This is a genomic window from Haladaptatus sp. DJG-WS-42 (genome assembly GCF_037198285.1).
Taxonomy (GTDB): Archaea; Halobacteriota; Halobacteria; order Halobacteriales; family Halococcaceae; genus QDMS2.
This window is the reverse complement of sequence record NZ_CP147243.1, coordinates 1,847,488-1,864,433: the sequence shown is the minus strand read 5'-3', so window position 1 is coordinate 1,864,433 and position 16,946 is coordinate 1,847,488. Positions and strand designations below refer to the sequence as shown.

The 16,946-nt window shown below is 61.5% G+C and carries 18 protein-coding genes; 9 read left to right on the top strand and 9 right to left on the bottom strand.

The annotated features are described in order from the left end of the window. Positions 1–36 precede the first annotated feature (36 nt). Complete coding sequence (locus V5N47_RS10210) at positions 37–756, bottom strand: helix-turn-helix domain-containing protein (protein ID WP_338727284.1); 720 nt, start codon at positions 754–756, stop codon at positions 37–39. Between the two features lie 243 nt (positions 757–999). On the opposite strand from V5N47_RS10210, the gene V5N47_RS10205 reads away from it, so the two are divergent. From V5N47_RS10205 to nucS, 6 genes are all read left to right on the top strand, one after another. Continuing rightward, positions 1,000–1,968: a TFIIB-type zinc ribbon-containing protein gene (locus V5N47_RS10205; RefSeq protein ID WP_338727283.1), complete on the top strand. Its 969-nt coding sequence runs from the start codon at positions 1,000–1,002 to the stop codon at positions 1,966–1,968. Positions 1,969–2,125: 157 nt separating this feature from the next. Next, the gene (locus V5N47_RS10200) at positions 2,126–2,485 is read left to right on the top strand and encodes a helix-turn-helix domain-containing protein (protein WP_338727282.1); all 360 of its coding nucleotides are present in this window, start codon (positions 2,126–2,128) and stop codon (positions 2,483–2,485) included. Positions 2,486–2,620: 135 nt separating this feature from the next. Continuing rightward, positions 2,621–3,013 carry a hypothetical protein gene (locus V5N47_RS10195; RefSeq protein WP_338727281.1) on the top strand — a complete coding sequence of 131 codons (393 nt, stop codon included), beginning with the start codon at positions 2,621–2,623 and terminating at the stop codon, positions 3,011–3,013. Between the two features lie 55 nt (positions 3,014–3,068). Continuing rightward, positions 3,069–3,413 (top strand): thioredoxin family protein, encoded by a 345-nt coding sequence (locus tag V5N47_RS10190; protein WP_338727279.1) that lies wholly within the window; start codon positions 3,069–3,071, stop codon positions 3,411–3,413. A gap of 102 nt (positions 3,414–3,515) precedes the next feature. Then, the gene (locus V5N47_RS10185) at positions 3,516–4,019 is read left to right on the top strand and encodes a DUF6735 family protein (RefSeq protein WP_338727277.1); all 504 of its coding nucleotides are present in this window, start codon (positions 3,516–3,518) and stop codon (positions 4,017–4,019) included. A 44-nt stretch (positions 4,020–4,063) separates the two neighbouring features. Beyond that, positions 4,064–4,804 carry an endonuclease NucS gene (gene nucS / locus V5N47_RS10180; RefSeq protein WP_338727275.1) on the top strand — a complete coding sequence of 247 codons (741 nt, stop codon included), beginning with the start codon at positions 4,064–4,066 and terminating at the stop codon, positions 4,802–4,804. Between the two features lies 1 nt (position 4,805). On the opposite strand, the gene mutS is transcribed toward nucS, so the two are convergent. The 7 genes from mutS to V5N47_RS10145 all read right to left on the bottom strand — a co-directional run bounded on the left by mutS (position 4,806) and on the right by V5N47_RS10145 (position 12,911). After that, a complete protein-coding gene (gene mutS / locus V5N47_RS10175; RefSeq protein ID WP_338727273.1) occupies positions 4,806–7,352 on the bottom strand; it encodes a DNA mismatch repair protein MutS in 2,547 nt (848 codons plus the stop codon). 40 nt (positions 7,353–7,392) lie between these two features. After that, positions 7,393–8,493: a Xaa-Pro peptidase family protein gene (locus V5N47_RS10170; protein ID WP_338727271.1), complete on the bottom strand. Its 1,101-nt coding sequence runs from the start codon at positions 8,491–8,493 to the stop codon at positions 7,393–7,395. 96 nt (positions 8,494–8,589) lie between these two features. Next, a complete protein-coding gene (locus V5N47_RS10165; RefSeq protein ID WP_338727269.1) occupies positions 8,590–9,213 on the bottom strand; it encodes a heme-binding protein in 624 nt (207 codons plus the stop codon). A 42-nt stretch (positions 9,214–9,255) separates the two neighbouring features. Continuing rightward, positions 9,256–9,885, bottom strand: a complete 630-nt coding sequence (locus V5N47_RS10160; protein ID WP_338727268.1) for a DsbA family oxidoreductase — start codon at positions 9,883–9,885, stop codon at positions 9,256–9,258. 78 nt (positions 9,886–9,963) lie between these two features. Continuing rightward, entirely contained in the window at positions 9,964–11,289 is a 1,326-nt protein-coding gene (locus tag V5N47_RS10155) for a permease (RefSeq protein WP_338727267.1), read from the bottom strand. A 106-nt stretch (positions 11,290–11,395) separates the two neighbouring features. Beyond that, positions 11,396–11,767, bottom strand: a complete 372-nt coding sequence (locus V5N47_RS10150) for an SHOCT domain-containing protein (RefSeq protein ID WP_338727266.1) — start codon at positions 11,765–11,767, stop codon at positions 11,396–11,398. A 154-nt stretch (positions 11,768–11,921) separates the two neighbouring features. Further along, complete coding sequence (locus tag V5N47_RS10145; RefSeq protein ID WP_338727265.1) at positions 11,922–12,911, bottom strand: bile acid:sodium symporter family protein; 990 nt, start codon at positions 12,909–12,911, stop codon at positions 11,922–11,924. A gap of 142 nt (positions 12,912–13,053) precedes the next feature. Here V5N47_RS10145 and V5N47_RS10140 point away from each other — a divergent pair, with 142 nt between their 5' ends. The 3 genes from V5N47_RS10140 to thiD are packed head-to-tail and all read left to right on the top strand — an operon-like array spanning position 13,054 to position 16,499. After that, positions 13,054–14,064 (top strand): AIR synthase family protein, encoded by a 1,011-nt coding sequence (locus tag V5N47_RS10140; RefSeq protein WP_338727264.1) that lies wholly within the window; start codon positions 13,054–13,056, stop codon positions 14,062–14,064. Between the two features lie 48 nt (positions 14,065–14,112). Next, on the top strand, positions 14,113–15,141 hold the full coding sequence (locus V5N47_RS10135; protein ID WP_338727263.1) for an AIR synthase family protein: 1,029 nt from the start codon (positions 14,113–14,115) through the stop codon (positions 15,139–15,141). Continuing rightward, complete coding sequence (gene thiD, locus V5N47_RS10130) at positions 15,138–16,499, top strand: bifunctional hydroxymethylpyrimidine kinase/phosphomethylpyrimidine kinase (protein WP_338727262.1); 1,362 nt, start codon at positions 15,138–15,140, stop codon at positions 16,497–16,499. Before V5N47_RS10135 ends, thiD begins: the two co-directional genes overlap by 4 nt. 29 nt (positions 16,500–16,528) lie before the next feature. Here thiD and V5N47_RS10125 read toward each other — a convergent pair whose 3' ends face one another. Further along, the gene (locus tag V5N47_RS10125) at positions 16,529–16,843 is read right to left on the bottom strand and encodes a hypothetical protein (protein WP_338727261.1); all 315 of its coding nucleotides are present in this window, start codon (positions 16,841–16,843) and stop codon (positions 16,529–16,531) included. Positions 16,844–16,946 lie beyond the last annotated feature (103 nt).

Genomic DNA, 16,946 nt, shown 5'->3' with positions numbered 1-16,946 from the left:
ACGTAGGCGGGGAGCGACGATAATTGTCACCCAGATTTAGAGACATTCGCCGACGAAGCCAGTGGCCAGCCACGATTCGGCGCGCTGGAGGCGGTACTGCAGCGTCGATTGGGGCACGCCAATCTCGTCTGCGAGTTCCGCGAGCGTCGTCTTGCGGGGGGTTTCGTAGTACCCGTGAGAGACGGCGAGTTCGAGCACTTGACGCTGTTCGAACGGGAGTTCGCAGGCGGTGATGGCTTCGTCCGTCCAGTGGGTCGGATTCGAGAGGTGGGAGAGATTCACGTTGACACCGTCTGGAAGCTCGGCTTGGACGGCGTCGTACAACTCGCCCACACTCCCGTCAGAGCGCATGAGGATGCGCCACTCGTAGGAATCGCCGCGGCGTTGGGTTTCATAGAGCAGGCCCGGCCCAAGGTGTTCGTGGGCAAGCGACGGCAGGGTGCGACACTCTTCGATGCCCTGTCGGTAGGTGTAGATGGTTGCGCTCGTCGTGTCCGCGGCGAGCAGTTCGTGTTCGCGGTAGGAGTCACAGGTCGGGTCATTCAGACACTCGTTGCATCGAGAGGCGTCGGTGAGCAAGTCAGTGAGTTCGGACACCGCCGCTTCCGGCCCGGTGATGCGGTCGAGTCGCCACATGTTGTTTCCGGCAACCGCACAGTCGAGGGATTTTGAGAGGGCGGCCGGATAGTCGATAAACACGTCAGCGACGGGGTCAACGCCGGGTTCGTAGGTGAGGCTGAAGACGAACTCTCTCATTAGTTCTCTTTGGTACACACCAACCTAAGAGCGTATCGGTGCCGGAACCGCCCCGCCACGCGACAAAATGCGCTAATTCGCCCGCCACGTGCCGAATGTATACGATATTCGAGCACTGAGTCACGTCGCGGTAAGCAGGTGACATCGATGTTATTTGGTGTATACCAAGCGAGAATATAACCCGAAACAGTCCTGAGCATAGCATGTATTGACACGCCCACCAACCCCCCATTTCCCATTCCCGTGCAACAAGTAACCTCATACAATCAGTCAGAACAGACGAAGCGCACGCCACCTCGCAGCACCGAAAAAGAGGTGACCTGCCCAGAGTGTGGAAGTCTGCTCAAGACTGACCACGAACACGGCGAGCGCCACTGTGAGTCGTGTGGGCTCGTCGTCGAGGAAGCAGAACTCGACCACGGCCCCGAGTGGCGCGCGTTCGACTCGGCAGAGCGCAACCAGAAGTCCCGCGTCGGCGCGCCGATGACGAAGATGATGCACGACAAGGGCCTCTCGACCACCATCGACTGGCAGGACAAGGACGCCCGCGGGAACACGCTGAGCGCGCGAAAGCGAAAGCAACTCGGCCGCCTACGGATGTGGGACCGCCGGACGAAAACTCGCAACGCCCGCGACCGTAACCTCCGGCAAGCCCTCGGCGAAATCGACCGCATGGCCTCCGCGCTTGGCCTCCCGAAAGCCATCCGCGAGACGGCCTCCGTCATCTACCGTCGGGCCCTCGAAGAAGACCTGCTCCCCGGCCGGTCGATCGAAGGCATGGCGACCGGATCGCTCCACGCCGCCGCCAGGCAGGCGGGCAATCCCCGCACCGTAGACGAAATGGCCGCCGTCACGCGCGTCGATGAGATGGAGTTCCAGCGCGCCTACCGCTACATCGTCCGCGAACTCGACTTGCAGATTGCGCCACCAGACCCCGTCAGCTACGTCGGCCGCTTTGCCTCCGGCCTCGACGTGAGCGACGAGACCGAACGGCGCGCCCGCGAACTGCTCGAAACCGCAAAGCGCGAGGGCATCCTGAGCGGCAAGTCGCCGGTCGGCCTCGCTGCCGCTTCGATTTACGCCGCTGGCCTGCTCACGAACGCGGAGATTACGCAGGCGGAAGTGAGCGAGGTCGCAGATATCAGCGAAGTCACCATCCGCAACCGCTACCGCGAACTCCTGAAAATCGAACAGGAAGCCGCGACAGCCTAAGAAGCAATCAGCACGATATCGGTGGTTGCTTTCGAGAATGTGTTTTCGATGTCTCCGACTGAAACAGCAGTCGAGCACAGATAGTTTCAATATGTAACCTGGTTCCAATCAGAACTGCTATAGTGGCTGGGATCGCAAAAGAGAACAGAGAACCTACATGCCAAGTCACGATGCAGAATCAGACAAGTATTCGGAGGACGCGTGTGTCGTCATCGACTCCCTCCAGCAGATTGGCTCCCAGTGGCGGCTCATCGTGCTCCACGACCTCCAGGAGGGCGAAAAGCGGTTTAACGAACTCAAACGCTCGACCGATGCGAGTTCGCGCACCCTCTCTCGCGTTCTCGATGACCTCCAAGAGACCGGCTTTGTAAACCGGCGGCTCGAAGAGGATGCACCCGTAGCAACCTACTACAGTCTCACCGAGAAGGGTGCGTCGCTGTTTCCCGTGTTCGAAGAAATCGAGAACTGGGCCAACGAGTGGCTCGACGCCTCGATTATCGAACCGGCCGACGACTGAACGAATTTTCACGATTTACTCGACGTGACTAGCGACGCCATATCACGCTCAATGGCCTCGAGCGCCCCGCTACCGCGCGAAATCGAAAGTCTTTGTACCCACCCATCCTGAGCCTCGCTCAGAGGCACTCTCTCGATGCAGCGTCAGAACCCCCCAACCACCTCCGTTGCATCCCGCGTGAAAGCGTGGCTTTCCCCCTCGCTCAACGCTGCACCGGACAGCACCGAGCAGCCCACGACGCGCGGTGATGGCGACACCGAATCGACCACAGAACCACCCCTAATCGACTACGCCATCGACTGGGACGCAGACACCCAAGGCCGGATTCACGTCACCCTCCCACAGTGGCGACAGTACGGCTCCTCCCTCGAATTTCACATCTTCGAGTGGGGCGACGACGTGAACGGGCACGTCCAAATCAGCTACGTGAAAAGCATCCACCGAAACGGACAAAGTACGCGCATTTTCCGCGATGCAGATGTCGTTGCCGCCCTCCAAGGGCGACGAGACGTCATCGTGACCTGGTGAGAAGAAACTCCTACTCACCAGATTCACTAAATAGCGCCAGCCCGAACACAGGACAGTGACGACAGACGTTCCAACCGAAAAACCGCCACGACCCGTCCGCCTCGAACGCGCCGCAGACCTCGACGCGCTCGTCTCCGCACACGACCTCGTCCTGGTGGATTTCTACACCAAGGGCTGTACGCTCTGTCAGAGCATCGAGCCGGTGCTTGGCTCAGTCCACCGCGCCAGCGACGCCGTCGTCGCGCTCATCAATCCCGTCACGGACATCCAGCTGGTCGAACAGTACAACGTGCGAAGCGTGCCGACGCTCCTGCTGTTCAAAGACGGCGACGTGGTGGGACGCCTCGCAGAAGGGTTTCAGGGTGCAGAGCAGATTATCGAGTTCGTCGAATCGGCCTAAGTTTTTTATCCGAACACGAGGCCAGCAAGCTTTGCAATGGTCTCCGCCCATCCCAGCCCCCGTCTCGATTCAAAAACACCCCACAACGCGAGGTGGTGAGCCGTGGGACACCGCGCCCTCGTCGCCTACGAACAGCCTGATGGCACCTATACCCTCCATTACTCGCAGTGGGGGGCCCTCGGCTTTCGGCTGGTCGATGCGCTCACCGAATCGACGCCGTTTGGTCCGCAAGAAGCCGTCGAACCCACGCCACGTAAAACCGGTCTCTCGCTCAAAACCATCCTCACGAAGCACCTCGATTTCCTCGCCCACGAAGCGTTCTACGTCGTCAGCCCTGATTTCGAGGTGACTGCCTACTTGCCAGTCTGGTTCGGCCTCGACCCCGCAGACGGCATGGTCGGAAACGGCGCGCTCGTTCCCGTCGTTTTTCGAGACGATGCACCCGTAGACGTGCCCTACGTCGAGGGCTGGGTTGATGGCGCGAAAGCCTGCCTGCGAGCACACCGCGAGGCGTGTGGATTCACCCCCGAAACCACCCGTACATTCTTCGAAACTGCGCTTCCAGAATGGTTTGGCGACGACATCCTCACACAAGAACGAGGGTGACCGCAACAGGCGGTTTTTATGCCACGCGCGGCAATCCACCCGCAGTGACGACGACAGACGAGGATGCCACCCCCCGCACGCTCACCGCACCAGCCGCCAGTGCGGCCCGCGACTTCCTTGATACTGCCATCGAGCGCGGCGAGTTGCTGACTGTCTTTGGACGGTGTACGATCGAGTACGACGGGCGCGCGTCGAGCTCTCTCGGCCCCGGCGACCGCCACGTCATGCTCAAGCCTGATGGCTCGTTGCTCGTCCACACTGCAGCCGGCCAAAAACCCGTCAACTGGCAGCCGCCGGGCTGTACGCACGAACTAAGCCTCTGCGACGACTCGTTGCAGATTCGAAGCGTCCGCTCTTCGCCCGCAGAAGAACTCTATGTTACTTTCGAGACAATCGAACAGGTGTCCGCGTTCAGCCTCAGCGACGAAAGTGACCTCAACGTTTCGGGCACGGAAGCCGACTTGAAACAGCGCATCTTAGACGACCCGACACTCATCGAACCGGGCTTCCAACCGCTCGCCACAGAAAGAGAAACCCCAGCAGGGGCAGTGGACATCTTCGGCAGCGACGCCGACGGAACGACCGTCGTCGTGGAGTTGAAGCGACGGCGTGTCGGCCCGGATGCGGTCGGCCAGTTGGCTCGCTACGTCGATGCGCTCCGGCGCGATTTACACACGGAGGCGACGATTCGCGGAATTCTCGTCGCCCCGTCGGTGACCGACCGGGCGCGTGACTTACTCGACGAGAATGGGTTAGAATTCGTCTCGCTCGAACCCGATGAGTAACCTACTCACGTTCGTTTTTGAGCGCGTGGAGGACGTTCATCGCCTCGAGCGGCGTCGTGTTTGCGAGGTCAACGTCGCTGAGCAGGGCTTCCAGATTGTCGTTTGCGTCGGTTGCGGGGGATTTCGGTTGCGCAGGTTGCTCAGCTGAGTCTGCGAGGAGTTCACGCGAGCGTTCGACAACCGATTCAGGCAACCCCGCCGCCGTTGCCACCTCAACGCCGTAAGAGGCGGTCGCCGCACCCGGCGAGAGGTTGTGCTGGAACACGACTTCGCCGTCCACGTTGGTAGCCCCAAAGTGGAGGTTGTGCACCCCAGAAAAGTCCGCAGCGAGCGCCGTCAGGTCGTGGTGGTGAGTGGCGAACAGCGTTCGCGCACCGATTTCGTCGTGGAGATGCTCCGTCACAGCTTGTGCGATGGCGAGGCCGTCGGTCGTACTCGTCCCACGTCCCACCTCGTCTAAGAGCACGAGCGACGAGTCGGTCGCTTCGCTGAGAATATCGGCGACTTCGGTCATCTCGACCATGAACGTCGAACGCCCGCCCGCGATGTCGTCGGATGCGCCGACGCGCGTGAAGATGCGGTCTACGAGTTCGAGTTCGGCACCCACGGCGGGGACGAAACTCCCGATTTGTGTGAGGATGGTGATGAGGGCGACCTGTCGCATATACGTCGATTTCCCGCTCATGTTCGGGCCAGTGAGGATGGCAAACCGATTGTCGGCGTCGAGGTGGGTGTCGTTCGGGACGAACGACGGCTTCGTACGCTCGACCACGGGATGGCGCCCGTCCTCGATGTGGATGCCGTCCGTTCCGAGGTCTGGGCGCGTGTAGCCGTGTTTTGCCGCCACGTCCGCAAGTGAAACGAGCACGTCGAGGGTGGCAAGCGTGTCCGCAACCGCCTGAATCCGCGCCGATTCGGTGGCGATGTCGGTACGAATCTCGCGGAACAGTTCGTGTTCGAGGTCGTCTGCGCGCTGTTCAGCGCGGAGAATCTCGTCTTCGCGCTCCTTCAGGTCGGGCGTGTAGAAGCGCTCTGAGTTTTTGAGCGTCTGACGGCGCTGGTAGTCGTCTGGCACCTTTTCGAGGTTCGGATTCGTCACCTCGATGTAGTAGCCGTGTACCTGATTGAAGCCGACTTTGAGCGAGCCAATGCCGGTGCGGTCGCGTTCTTTTGCTTCGAGCGCGTTTATCCACTCCTTGCCCGAACGTTCGGTGTCTCTGAGCGCGTCTAAGTCGTCGTCGTAGCCGGGTTTGATGACGCGTCCTTCGGTGATTTCGACAGGCGGGTCTTCGCGGATGGCCCGCTCTACGAGGTTGCGAATCTCGGGCAGGTCATCGAGGCCGTCTCTGAGCGACTGGAGTTTGTCGGCCTCACAGTCGCGCAAAAGGTCGCGCAGGTGGGGAACCACATCGAGGGTCTGTTTGAGCGAGCGAAGGTCGCGGGCGTTCGCGCGGCCGCGAGCGATGCGGCCGATGAGTCGCTCGATGTCGTACACGTCGCGGAGGTGGTCGTGGGCGGCTTCCCGCGTCTGGAGCGCCGTCGTCAATTCAGCCACCGCGTCCAATCGGGCTTCGATTCGTTCCGGGTCAACGAGCGGGCGACGGAGCCATGCCTTCAGTTTCCGACTGCCGAGTGCGCAGGCGGTTTCATCGAGGATGCCGACGAGCGTTGCGTCGCGCGCGGCGTGGACCGCCCGTGGCTCGAACAGTTCGAGACTGCGCAGGGCAACGGGGTCGAGCAGGAGGTATTCGCGCGGGTCATAGCGCGTGAGGTGGTTGAGGTAGTCCAGGTGGCCGTCCTCGCCCCCGCGGGTGTATTCGGCGTAGGCGAGCAACGCGCCACACGCCTGAATTTCGGCGCTCCCCGCGAGCAAGGCGTCTGGCGGGCCGAAGTACGCTGCCACGCGCTCGCGGGCGGCGTCTGTCTCGAAAATATCGTCAGAAACCGGTGTCACCATGCAGTTTGCGTCGAACAGATCTTCATCGACGCCGGGGCCGACGATGGCCTCTGCGGGCGCGAACCGGCCGAGTTCGTCGCGGATGGCGTCTATCGACCGTGCGCTCGTGGCGAGGAACTCGCCGGTCGAAACGTCGAGCAGCGCGAGGCCGTAGCCCGCAGTCAGACAGGCGACGTAGTTGTTGTCATCGGTTCGCAGCAATTCGTCTTCGGTGAGCGTCCCCGGTGTGATGATGCGCGTGACCGCGCGGTCGACGATGCCGGAGGTCTCAGCGGGGTCTTGGACTTGGTCTGCGATGGCGACACGAAAGCCTGCATCGAGCAGTTTCACGACGTATGAAGCCGCGCTGTCGATGGGAACGCCAGCCATTGGATACCGACCGGTGCTGTCTTCGCGGGCGGTGAGCGTGATGTCGAGGAGGCGCGAGATGGTCTCTGCGGCGTCACAGAACGCTTCGTAAAAGTCGCCGACTTGGAACAGGAGAAGACAGTCGTCGTATTTGCCTGTTAGCTCGAAATACTGGGCCATCATCGGCGTCAGCTCGTCTTCGTTTGCGGCCATCTGCGCGGGTGGCCCAAGCGCCCCATCCATATACGAACGAGTGGTCCCGTGTGTCAAAAAGGCTCTCGGCTTAGAACTCGCGTGAGGAATGGTTCAGCCGCTCGTGGCCGTCCTCGGTGACCGCCACGAGGTCTTCGATGCGGATGCCGAACTCGCCGTCGAAATACACACCGGGTTCGACGCTGAACACCATGCCCGGTTCCAGTTTCGTGTCGTTGCCCGCGACGATGTAGGGGTCTTCGTGGACGTTGAGGCCGACGCCGTGGCCCGTCCGATGGATGAACTGCTCGCCGTAGCCCGCCTCGGTGAGGTGGTCGCGGGCAACCCGGTCGATTGACGCTGCGGTGACGCCGGGTTCCACCGCGTTGACGGCGGCTTCTTGAGCGGCTTTGACGGCGGTGAAAGCGGCTTCGAAGCCCTCCGGTGGCTCGCCTGCGAACACGACCGTTCGCGTCTGGTCGCTCGGGTAGTGGTCTGCGAATACGCCGAAGTCGAGGACGACGGGGTCGCCCGCCTGAATTTCGCGGTTGCTGTGGCGGTGGTGGGGCTTCGCGCCGTTCGGCCCGGAGCCGACGATGACGTCGAACGACAGCGCATCACCACCGGCGTCGATACACAGAGTCTCGATGTGGCGGGCGAGTTCGGCTTCGGTCATGCCAAGGGCGTCGTCGCCCATCGCTCTGACCTGTTCGCTCACGGTGTCTGCGAGTTCCCCGGCGTGGCGCATCGCGTCGAGTTCGGCCGCGTCTTTTCGCATTCTGCGCGGCGCAAGTATCGTGCTTGCGAGGCCGAACGTCGTCCCAGGGGCGGCCGCGCGGAGGTCTTGGGTAAAGCGCGCCCACATCTGGTCGTCGACGAGGATGTTTTCGCCAACAATGTCGAGGTCGATGAGGACGTTTTCGACGAGTTTGCGCGGGTCGTCACCGTCCGCCCACGTCCGCACGTCTGCGACCCACGAGGCATCTCGAATCTGGCCTTCGTACAGCTCCGGGGCGATGAAGATGGGGTCGTCCTCGCGCGCGAGAATGAAAAAGAGATGGCGCTCCATCGGTTCGTCGTGAAACCCGGAGAGGTAGTACATGTTCTCGCCGGGAAAACAGATGAGGGCATCCGCGTCCGCTGCGTCGAGTGCGTCCTGACAGGCGCGTGTGCGTCGCTCGAAAACGTTCATACGGGGAGTTCGCGGCGAGGGGCCAAAGTCGTACGGACTGTGCACGACCGACACACGGCGGTGCCCGGCGAGTGGTGGCCGAAATAAAACGTCGAACTAGTCTTGCGGTGCAATTTCGACGGCGACCTCGTTCGTCCGCATGAACGGCGGCGTCCACGGGTCGTTGTACTGAAGCAAGAACGGTTCGCCGCGAACTTCGACCTCGTGGGCGGCGAGCGTTTCGAGTAGCGTGCGTTTTTCGCGGGCCGTCCGTTTCTCGGTCGCGTACCACGAAAACGACCGCACAGCGAGGCTCCGAGGCACTTCAACGACGAGCGACACCGTCGGGTTCGTCGGCTTTGGAACGGCTGCGGGCGTGAACTCACGGGGCAGGTAGAATCCCATCGTCACCAACTCCTCGTCGGTAGCCGCGTGCGGCGGCGTGGTCATCGAGAGCGCGCTGGTGTGGGTTCTGACCGGCGTCGTCATCGAGAGTTGCGCCGCACCTTCGTTTTCGCCAGAGATGTATTCGAACAGCCGACGGAACGCGACGGTTTCGTTCGGTGCGCGGGTCTCTGCGAGGATGACTTCGGGGTACGCCCGGAGTTCGACGTCATCGACGATACGCTCGACAGTGTAGGTGATGCGGTCAGCCGACCGCTTGCTGTAGATGCCCCACGCCGCCCAGAGTGCGAGCACGCCAACTGCAGAAGCCGCCGCGAGTTTCGCCGTTCGGTTCACAACTGCTGTATGCGCGGGGAGGCGATAAGTGCAGATGCCGAGTTAGACGCCGTCGACGAGGCGGTCGAGTTGCTCCGGTGGCACCGCGCCGCGGGCGGCGTAGCCGTCGTAGGCAAACGTCGGCACGCCCGTCACGCCGTATTCGTGCGCTTCTGAGAATTTCGCAAACACCTGCTCGCGCAGCGTCTCATCATCGAGGGCGAGGTCGAGTTCCTCCGGGTCGATGCCAGTCTCTTCTGCGAGTTCGAAGAGGACATCGCGGTCGCCGATATCTTTGCCCTCGATCCAGAGTGCGGTGAAGATGGCTTCGTCAAAGTCGAGCCATTGCTCGGGATACTCCTGTTTGACGTAGAACGAGGCCATCTGCGCCGGCAGCGAGTCGATGTCCGTCGCGAGGTCGAGCGTCATCTCAACGTCGTATTTTTCCTGTAACTGACGCACGTTCTCCTTTGCCTGCGCGTAGTAGTCGTCGTCCTTGCCGTCATCGACCGAGAAATCAATCGAGCCGTCGGCGTTGCGCTTCTGGCTGCGCAGGTCGAACGGATGCCAGTCGATGTCGAGCGGTTCTTCGCGCGAGTCTTGATACTGGCTAAGCGAGTGGCGGCCCAGATAGCAAAACGGACAGACGTAGTCCGAAAAGACGGTGATGGATTCTCCTTGTTGCTGGCTCATCGTGTTCGTGGTCTAGGGGAGCACGCAAAAGAGCCTTGCCCGACTGTGCGCTGACACAATAGACTGAAACGAAGGTGATTAATCGGCGGCGTGGGCCATCTCCTGGCCGTCGCTCCCGACCGAGTCGCGGCTGTGCAACCAGTACAACACGATGAAGAACGCTGATGCGAGGACGTTCAACACCAACTTGTAGTTCATCTCGATTTTTACCTCGGCAACCTGTGCGTTCTGTGGGTCAGGGATGATGCCGAGTCCGAGGAACAGGAAGTGGATGACGACGCCCACGAGCACCGAGGTGAGGAAGATGAACCCCGAGAGAATCGCGGCGAATTTCGTGCCGTAGTACTCGCGGTAAGCGTCCATGATGGGTGGGACGATGAGGTCTGCGTAGATGTACGAGAGCACCGACCCGAACGGCAGGCCGTTCGTCCAGAGGACGGTGCCGAAGGGGACGTTCCCAACCGAGCAGACGAACGTTGCGACGCCGACGATGGCCCCGAGTGCGGCCGTCCAGACGATGAACACGGGTGCGCCGTTCGCCCCACCCGAGAAGATGCTCGTCCAGACGCTCTGGGGGATGAATCCGGCGATGAGTCCGGCGAAGATAAAGCCAATCGCAATCTCGTCCCAGAGCATCCCCCACTCTTTCCACTGCTTGTCAGCGAGGGCTTTCCAGCCCGCGAGCGAGGTGGCTTGCTCTCGAATCGTCGTATTCGCTTCTTCGGGGTCGAAGCTCTCCTTACACGACTGTGAACAGAAGTAGGAGGTCGTCCCGTCGTGATCTACGCTGTACTCCGTCTCTTCAGGGTTGACCTCCATCCCACAGACCGGGTCTTCGGCCGTCGGCTCGCCGTCTTGCTGAGCGTTCTCACGTGCCGTTTCGATGACCTCGTCTGGGACGAGATAGACGAACGCGAGTGCCATGAGACTGATGAGAAGGAAGCCGCCAAGGAAGTCTGCGACCAGAAACTCCCAACCGAGGAGAATCCAGATGACGGCACCGATTTCGATGACGAGGTTGGTGGAGGCGAACATGAACGCCCCGAGCGCGGCGGCCGCAGAGGCGCCTTTCTTGAACAGGTTTTTCGCGGTCGCGATGGCGCTGTAGGAACACGACGAGGAGACGAAGCCAAAGAACGTGCCAGCGCCGACTTCTCGCGCTCCGTGTCCGGCGAGCAGGGCTGCGATGTCGTCGGAATTGACCCACGCCTCGACGCCGCCTGCGATGGCGAAGCCGATGACGAGCGCCCACCACGTAATCCACGCCATCGCTACCGTCGTCGTCGCGGCTGTCGTCGCGCTTTCTATGAAGAACGTGTCTAAGGGTTGGTTCGTGGTGACGACACCGATTCCCACCACGGCCAATGCGATTGTGGTCAAGAGAGCGTATTCCCAGCGGTCCATGGTAGCGGTGTGTCCATATGTTGGGGAGACTGCCCTAATGCGATTGTGGCTTTGAAAATAAACTGGAGGAGGCGGTGTATGCTAGGTTCTAAATCCTCGACGTGGCTTAGCGACGGTCTGCTTCGAGTCGTCGTTTTCGCTCGTCGTACTCCTCGTCGGTCAGGTCGCCCCGGGCATAGGCAAGTCTGAGTTCATCGAGGGCACGGTCGCTTCCCTGCGTCCCAGTCACCGCTCGAACAAGTAGGTAGCCGCCGCCAATGATGGCGATGAAGAACAGGAGTTGCATGAGGAACCCTACGGCCATCATCCAGCCTGGAATCGTTCCGCTGTTCATACCAAAGCCCCCGCCCCAAAAGCCGCCCATCATGGGGCCGTAGCCCATCATTCCAAAGCCCATGAGGAGGGCCGGAAGGATGAGAAGCGCGGCGAGGATGGCGAGCGCCACCCAGAGCAGTTGTCGTTGTGTGGTTGTGGTCATAGGAATCACCAGTAACGTATGGTCTACACAAGTAGATACGCGCGGATATTTCAATAGGGTTACTCCTTCGATACAACAGGATTAGCTCCTGGAACTCTCAGGTTCTAAACTACAGTGCGTAAAAAGTAGAACAAATTGTGAGCGAGTGAGACGCTTACTCGCTCATGGCGTGCGTTCCAGACGCTTTCTCGGCCGCCTCTTCACGCGAGAAGTAGCTTGCGAGCGCCGGGCCGGTGACGTTGTGCCAGACGCTGAACAGCGCCGGGACGAGCGCTGCGGTCGGGCTGAAAAACGCCGTGGCGAGCGCGACGGCCAGTCCACTGTTCTGAAGCCCAACCTCGAACGTGCAGGTTCGCACGCGGTCTTCGTCCATGCCTGCGAGGCGGCCAACGCTGTAGCCCGCGCCGAGGCCGATGGCGTTGTGAGCGACGACGGCGACGAGGACGGCCGCACCAGCTGTCAGAATGTTCTCGACGTTCAGGCCGACGACGGCCGCGACGATGGCGACGATGGTGGCAACGCTCACGAGCGGGAAGATGTCGAGTCCGGCTTCTGCGACGGATGGAGCCGTCTTATCTAAGAGATAGCGCAGCGCGAATCCTGCGACGACGGGAATGAAGACGATTTGGACGATGCTCGTAAACAGGCTCATGAACGTCACGTCGAGCGATTCACCCGCGAGCAACACGACCCACGCGGGCATGATGAGCGGTGCGGCGAGCGTGGTCACCGTCGTAACTGCCACCGAGAGGGCAACGTCGCCCTTCCCGAGGTAGGCCATAACATTGGAGGCTGTGCCGCCGGGGGCCGCGCCAACGAGGATAACGCCGATGGCGAGTTCTGGGGGCAACGAGAGGGCGACGGTCAGTCCGTAGGCCGCGAGTGGCATCACAATCCACTGGGCGAGCGCGCCGATGGCAACATCGCGCGGTTCCTCAGCAAGGCGGCGGAAATCGACCGGGCGGAGAGTAAGGCCCATCCCGAGCATGATGAGGCCAAGCCCGGGGGCGATGAGGCCACGACTCGCAATCCACGTGAACAGCGAGGGTTCTGCGAGGGCAATTCCCGAAAAGAGGAGCACCCAGAGGACGAAGTAGTCGCTTGCAAGTTCGCTCACTCGTCGGATTGCACCGAGGGCGCTCATCGGCGCTCACCGCGGCCAGTTCGAGACATGGTATATCGTGACATACTCTTGTATCATTTCAGTGACTCGTTTAGGTGTATCGATTTGCCACCGAGAGCGTACAGTAGCACGCCTTTTACTCGCGCCGCCTCCACGTTCTCACATGACCGATCTCGGCAAGGTAGACCGTGCGTTTTTCGACGCCCACATCTACCCACATTTGGGTGCAACGCGCGAGGACGTGGCGCTCGGCCCGAAACACGGCATCGACTTCGGAGTGCTCTCCGTGGGTGAGAAAGCCGTCGTCATCGCCACCGACCCCGTCTCGATTCTCCCGCAACTCGGCTTCGAACAGGCCGCACGCTTCGCCCTGCACATCGTTCTCGCGGACGTTGCGGTTTCGGGGATTCCACCCACGCATCTCGCCATCTCGTTTTCGCTCCCACCCGAGATTACGGACGAGCAGTTTGCGACCATTTGGGAAACCATCGACGCAGAAGCAAAAGAACTCGGCGTGAGCGTCGTCACCGGCCACACCGCCCGATATGCGGGCATCGAGTTCCCGTGGGTCGGCGCGGCGACGGTGCTCGGCGTTGGCGACCCCGCAGACGTAATCCGACCCGACGGCGCACGGCCCGGCGACCGCCTGCTCATCACGAAAGGCCCGGCCGCAGAGGCGGTAGGTCTGCTCACGACGCTGTTTGGCGACCAGATGAGCCTCCCCGAGGACGTACTCGAACAGGCCCGGTCACGCATGGCGGATACGAGCGTCGTCAAAGATGCCCTCATCGCGGGAGCAACCGGCGGCGTCACCGCGATGCACGACGCCACCGAGGGCGGCGTCCACGGCGGCCTCATCGAACTCGCTCGTGGCGCGGGCGTTCGCATCGACTTCGACCCCGACGCCGTGCCGATGCTCCCCGGTGTCGAAGCCGCCTGCGACTACCTCAACATGAACCCGTGGGCCTCGACCAGCTGTGGGACCTTGTTGTTGACCGCCGAGGCGTCAGCCGCAGATGCAGTCATCGCCGCCCTCGAAGCCGAAGGCATCCTCGTCGCAGACGTAGGCGAAGTCAGTGAGGGCGAGGGCGTGTTCGCGGCAGGCGAGCGAATCGAACACCCCGAGGTTGACCCGTCGTGGGCGGTGTACGCGACCTACGCCGAGAAGACGTAACTTCACCACACCATTACTAACTAATAGTAGTTGGTTGTACTCCCACGTATGGCAGACTTGGGGAAAATTGACGGCGACTTTTTCGACGAGTACATCTACCCGAACTTGGGCGCAGACCGGGAAGACGAGACGCTCTCACCGCAACACGGCGTTGACTTCGGGGTCATCGACGTGGGCGGCAAAGCGGTCGCGCTCGCGACCGACCCGGTGTTCATCATGCCCTCGCTCGGCTTCGAGCGCGCGGCGTGGTTCGCCTTCCATATCCTGATGAGCGACGTGGCGGTGTCGGGCATGACGCCAACGCACCTCTCGATTGACTTCAATCTCCCGCCGGAGATTACCGACGAACAGTTCGCCACCATCTGGGAGACGTTCGACGCGGAGGCGAAAGAACTCGGCGTGAGCGTCGTGACCGGACACACCGCCCGCTACGCTGGGTGTAACTACCCGATGGTCGGCGGCGCGACGGCCATCGCGGTGGGCGAGTTCGACGACCTCGTCAAGCCGAACGGCGCGCAAGTCGGCGACAAGATCATCATCACGAAAGGGCCAGCGGTGGAAGCGACGGGCCTGCTCTCGATTCAGTTCGAACCGCTCATGGACGGAAAGATGGACGCAGACGCGCTCTCTGCGGCCAAAGACCGCTTCTACGACATGAGCCCGGTACAGGACGCGCTCGTCGCGGCTGCCGCCGGGCCGGTCACCGCGATGCACGACGCCACCGAGTGTGGTATCTACGGCGGCCTGTACGAAGTCGCACGCTCTGCGGGCGTCGGCATCGAACTCGAAACCGACGCCGTGCCCGTCCTGCCAGGCGTTGCGGAAACCTGCGACTTCTTCGACATCGAGATGTGGCACGCCATCAGCGAAGGGACGCTGCTTGCCACCGTCTTGCCAGAAGGCGTCGATGACGTGCTCGCCGCGCTCGACGCCGAAGGCATTCCGGCAGCAGAGGTCGGAGAAGTGGTCGAGGGTTCGGGTCTCGTCGTGGACGGTGAGCCGACCGACCACCCCGGCATCGACCCGTTCTGGGGCGCGTTCGAGGAGAACATGGGCAAGCTTGCAGAGACGCAATGACCCGAACCCCATCCCCCTACGCCCCACCTGTGTGTCTCACCATTGCGGGCAGCGATTCGGGCGGCGGCGCAGGGATTCAAGCCGACTTGAAGACGATGGAAGCTCACGACACCTTCGCCACGAGCGTCGTGACGAGCGTGACTTCACAGAACACCCAAGGGGTGACGGGCGCGTTTACGCTCCCCGTCGCGGAAATCCAGTCACAGTACGACGCCGTCCTCTCTGACTTCGACGTGCGAGCCGTGAAGACGGGAATGCTCGGAACCGCCGAGGTCATCGACGCCGTGACCGAACGCGTAGCCGACCTCGGCGCATCGCTCGTGGTTGACCCCGTCATGGTCGCCACCTCCGGTGACCGGCTTCTCGAAGCCGAAGGCGAAGCGGCCTATGAGAAACTGATTGCGGAGGCGACGCTCGTCACGCCGAACACAGACGAGGCGACTGTTCTCACCGGCGTCGAAATCGAGACGACCGAAGACGCCATCGACGCGGGCGAGCAGCTGGTCGAGATGGGGGCCAACGCCGCACTCGTGAAAGGTGGCCACCTCTCCGGCGACACCGTCGTGGACGTGCTCGTGACCGACGAGGTGACGCGCTTTACTCACCAGCGCGTCGAAACGGAGGCAACCCACGGCTCTGGCTGTACGCTGTCGAGTGCGATTGCCGCCCGCCTCGCACACGGCGACTCGCTCGCAGACGCCGTCAGCGCGGGTGTCTCCTTCATGACGCGCGCGGTGCGCTACCCGCTCGACGTGGGACAGGGACCGGGCGCGGTTCACCACCTCGTCTCCCTCCGAAACCAAGCCGCCCGCGAGGAGACTGCGGAAGCGGTCGAGGGAATCGTCCAGCAGTTCGTCGAAGCAGACGTGCGCGCGCTCGTTCCCGAAATCGGGATGAACGTCGTCGGCGCGACGCCGTTTGCCGAATCGGTCTCGGAAACGGCCGCGGTCGAGGGTCGTATCACCCGCACGCTCACGGGCGTGAAGCCGAATCGCGGCGTCCGCTTCGGCGCATCGAGCCACGTCGCCCGTTTCCTGCTCGGCGCGCGCGAGGCAGTTCCCGAACTCAGATTCGCCGTGAACTGCCGGTTCGATGAAGACGTGGAAGCCGCGCTCACTGAGTTAGAATGGTCGCTCGCCGAGTTCAACCGGAGTGTCGAACCTGAAGACCTGAAAACAGAAGAAGGCAACACGATGGGATGGGGTGCTCGCCGCGCGTTCAGCGGTGACGGTGACACGCCCGTTGCGGTTATCGACCGCGGCGAAGTCGGTAAAGAACCGATTGTGAAGTTGGTTGCAGAAGACCCAGACACGCTCGCGGCGCGAACGCTCGACCTGCTCTCTGTGCTCGAAGCGTAGAGAATGGGGCAGGGGTTTTTTACTGGTACTCAGTACGCTGAGAAGCTGACGTTGATGTGCGCCTCGTGAATTTCAACAACGAGGATACAATCACACATTGTGACTTCCCCAGAACCAATGGGAGTGCCTGCTCTCGTTGCAGAAACAGTGTATGTGGCATCGAGCTCTAAATCGGTTTCAAACACCTCCATTTGGTTTGGGTCGATCATCAGTTGTTTTTCAAAAACAGCAGCAGTTTCAGATGAATCGGCTTCGACTATTGAGAGTGTGACTGGCTCGTCAGTTTCAGATTTGTTCGTAACTTCCAGTCGTTTGTAAGCGTCAACGTCTGCTGATTCGAACATTGAGAGACATCCTGCCCCAGCTGAAAGCAAGCCTGTAGTAATCCCAAGGAGAGTGCGACGATGCATCGGTCGTGTCAACATATTATCACGACCTACAAAGCAT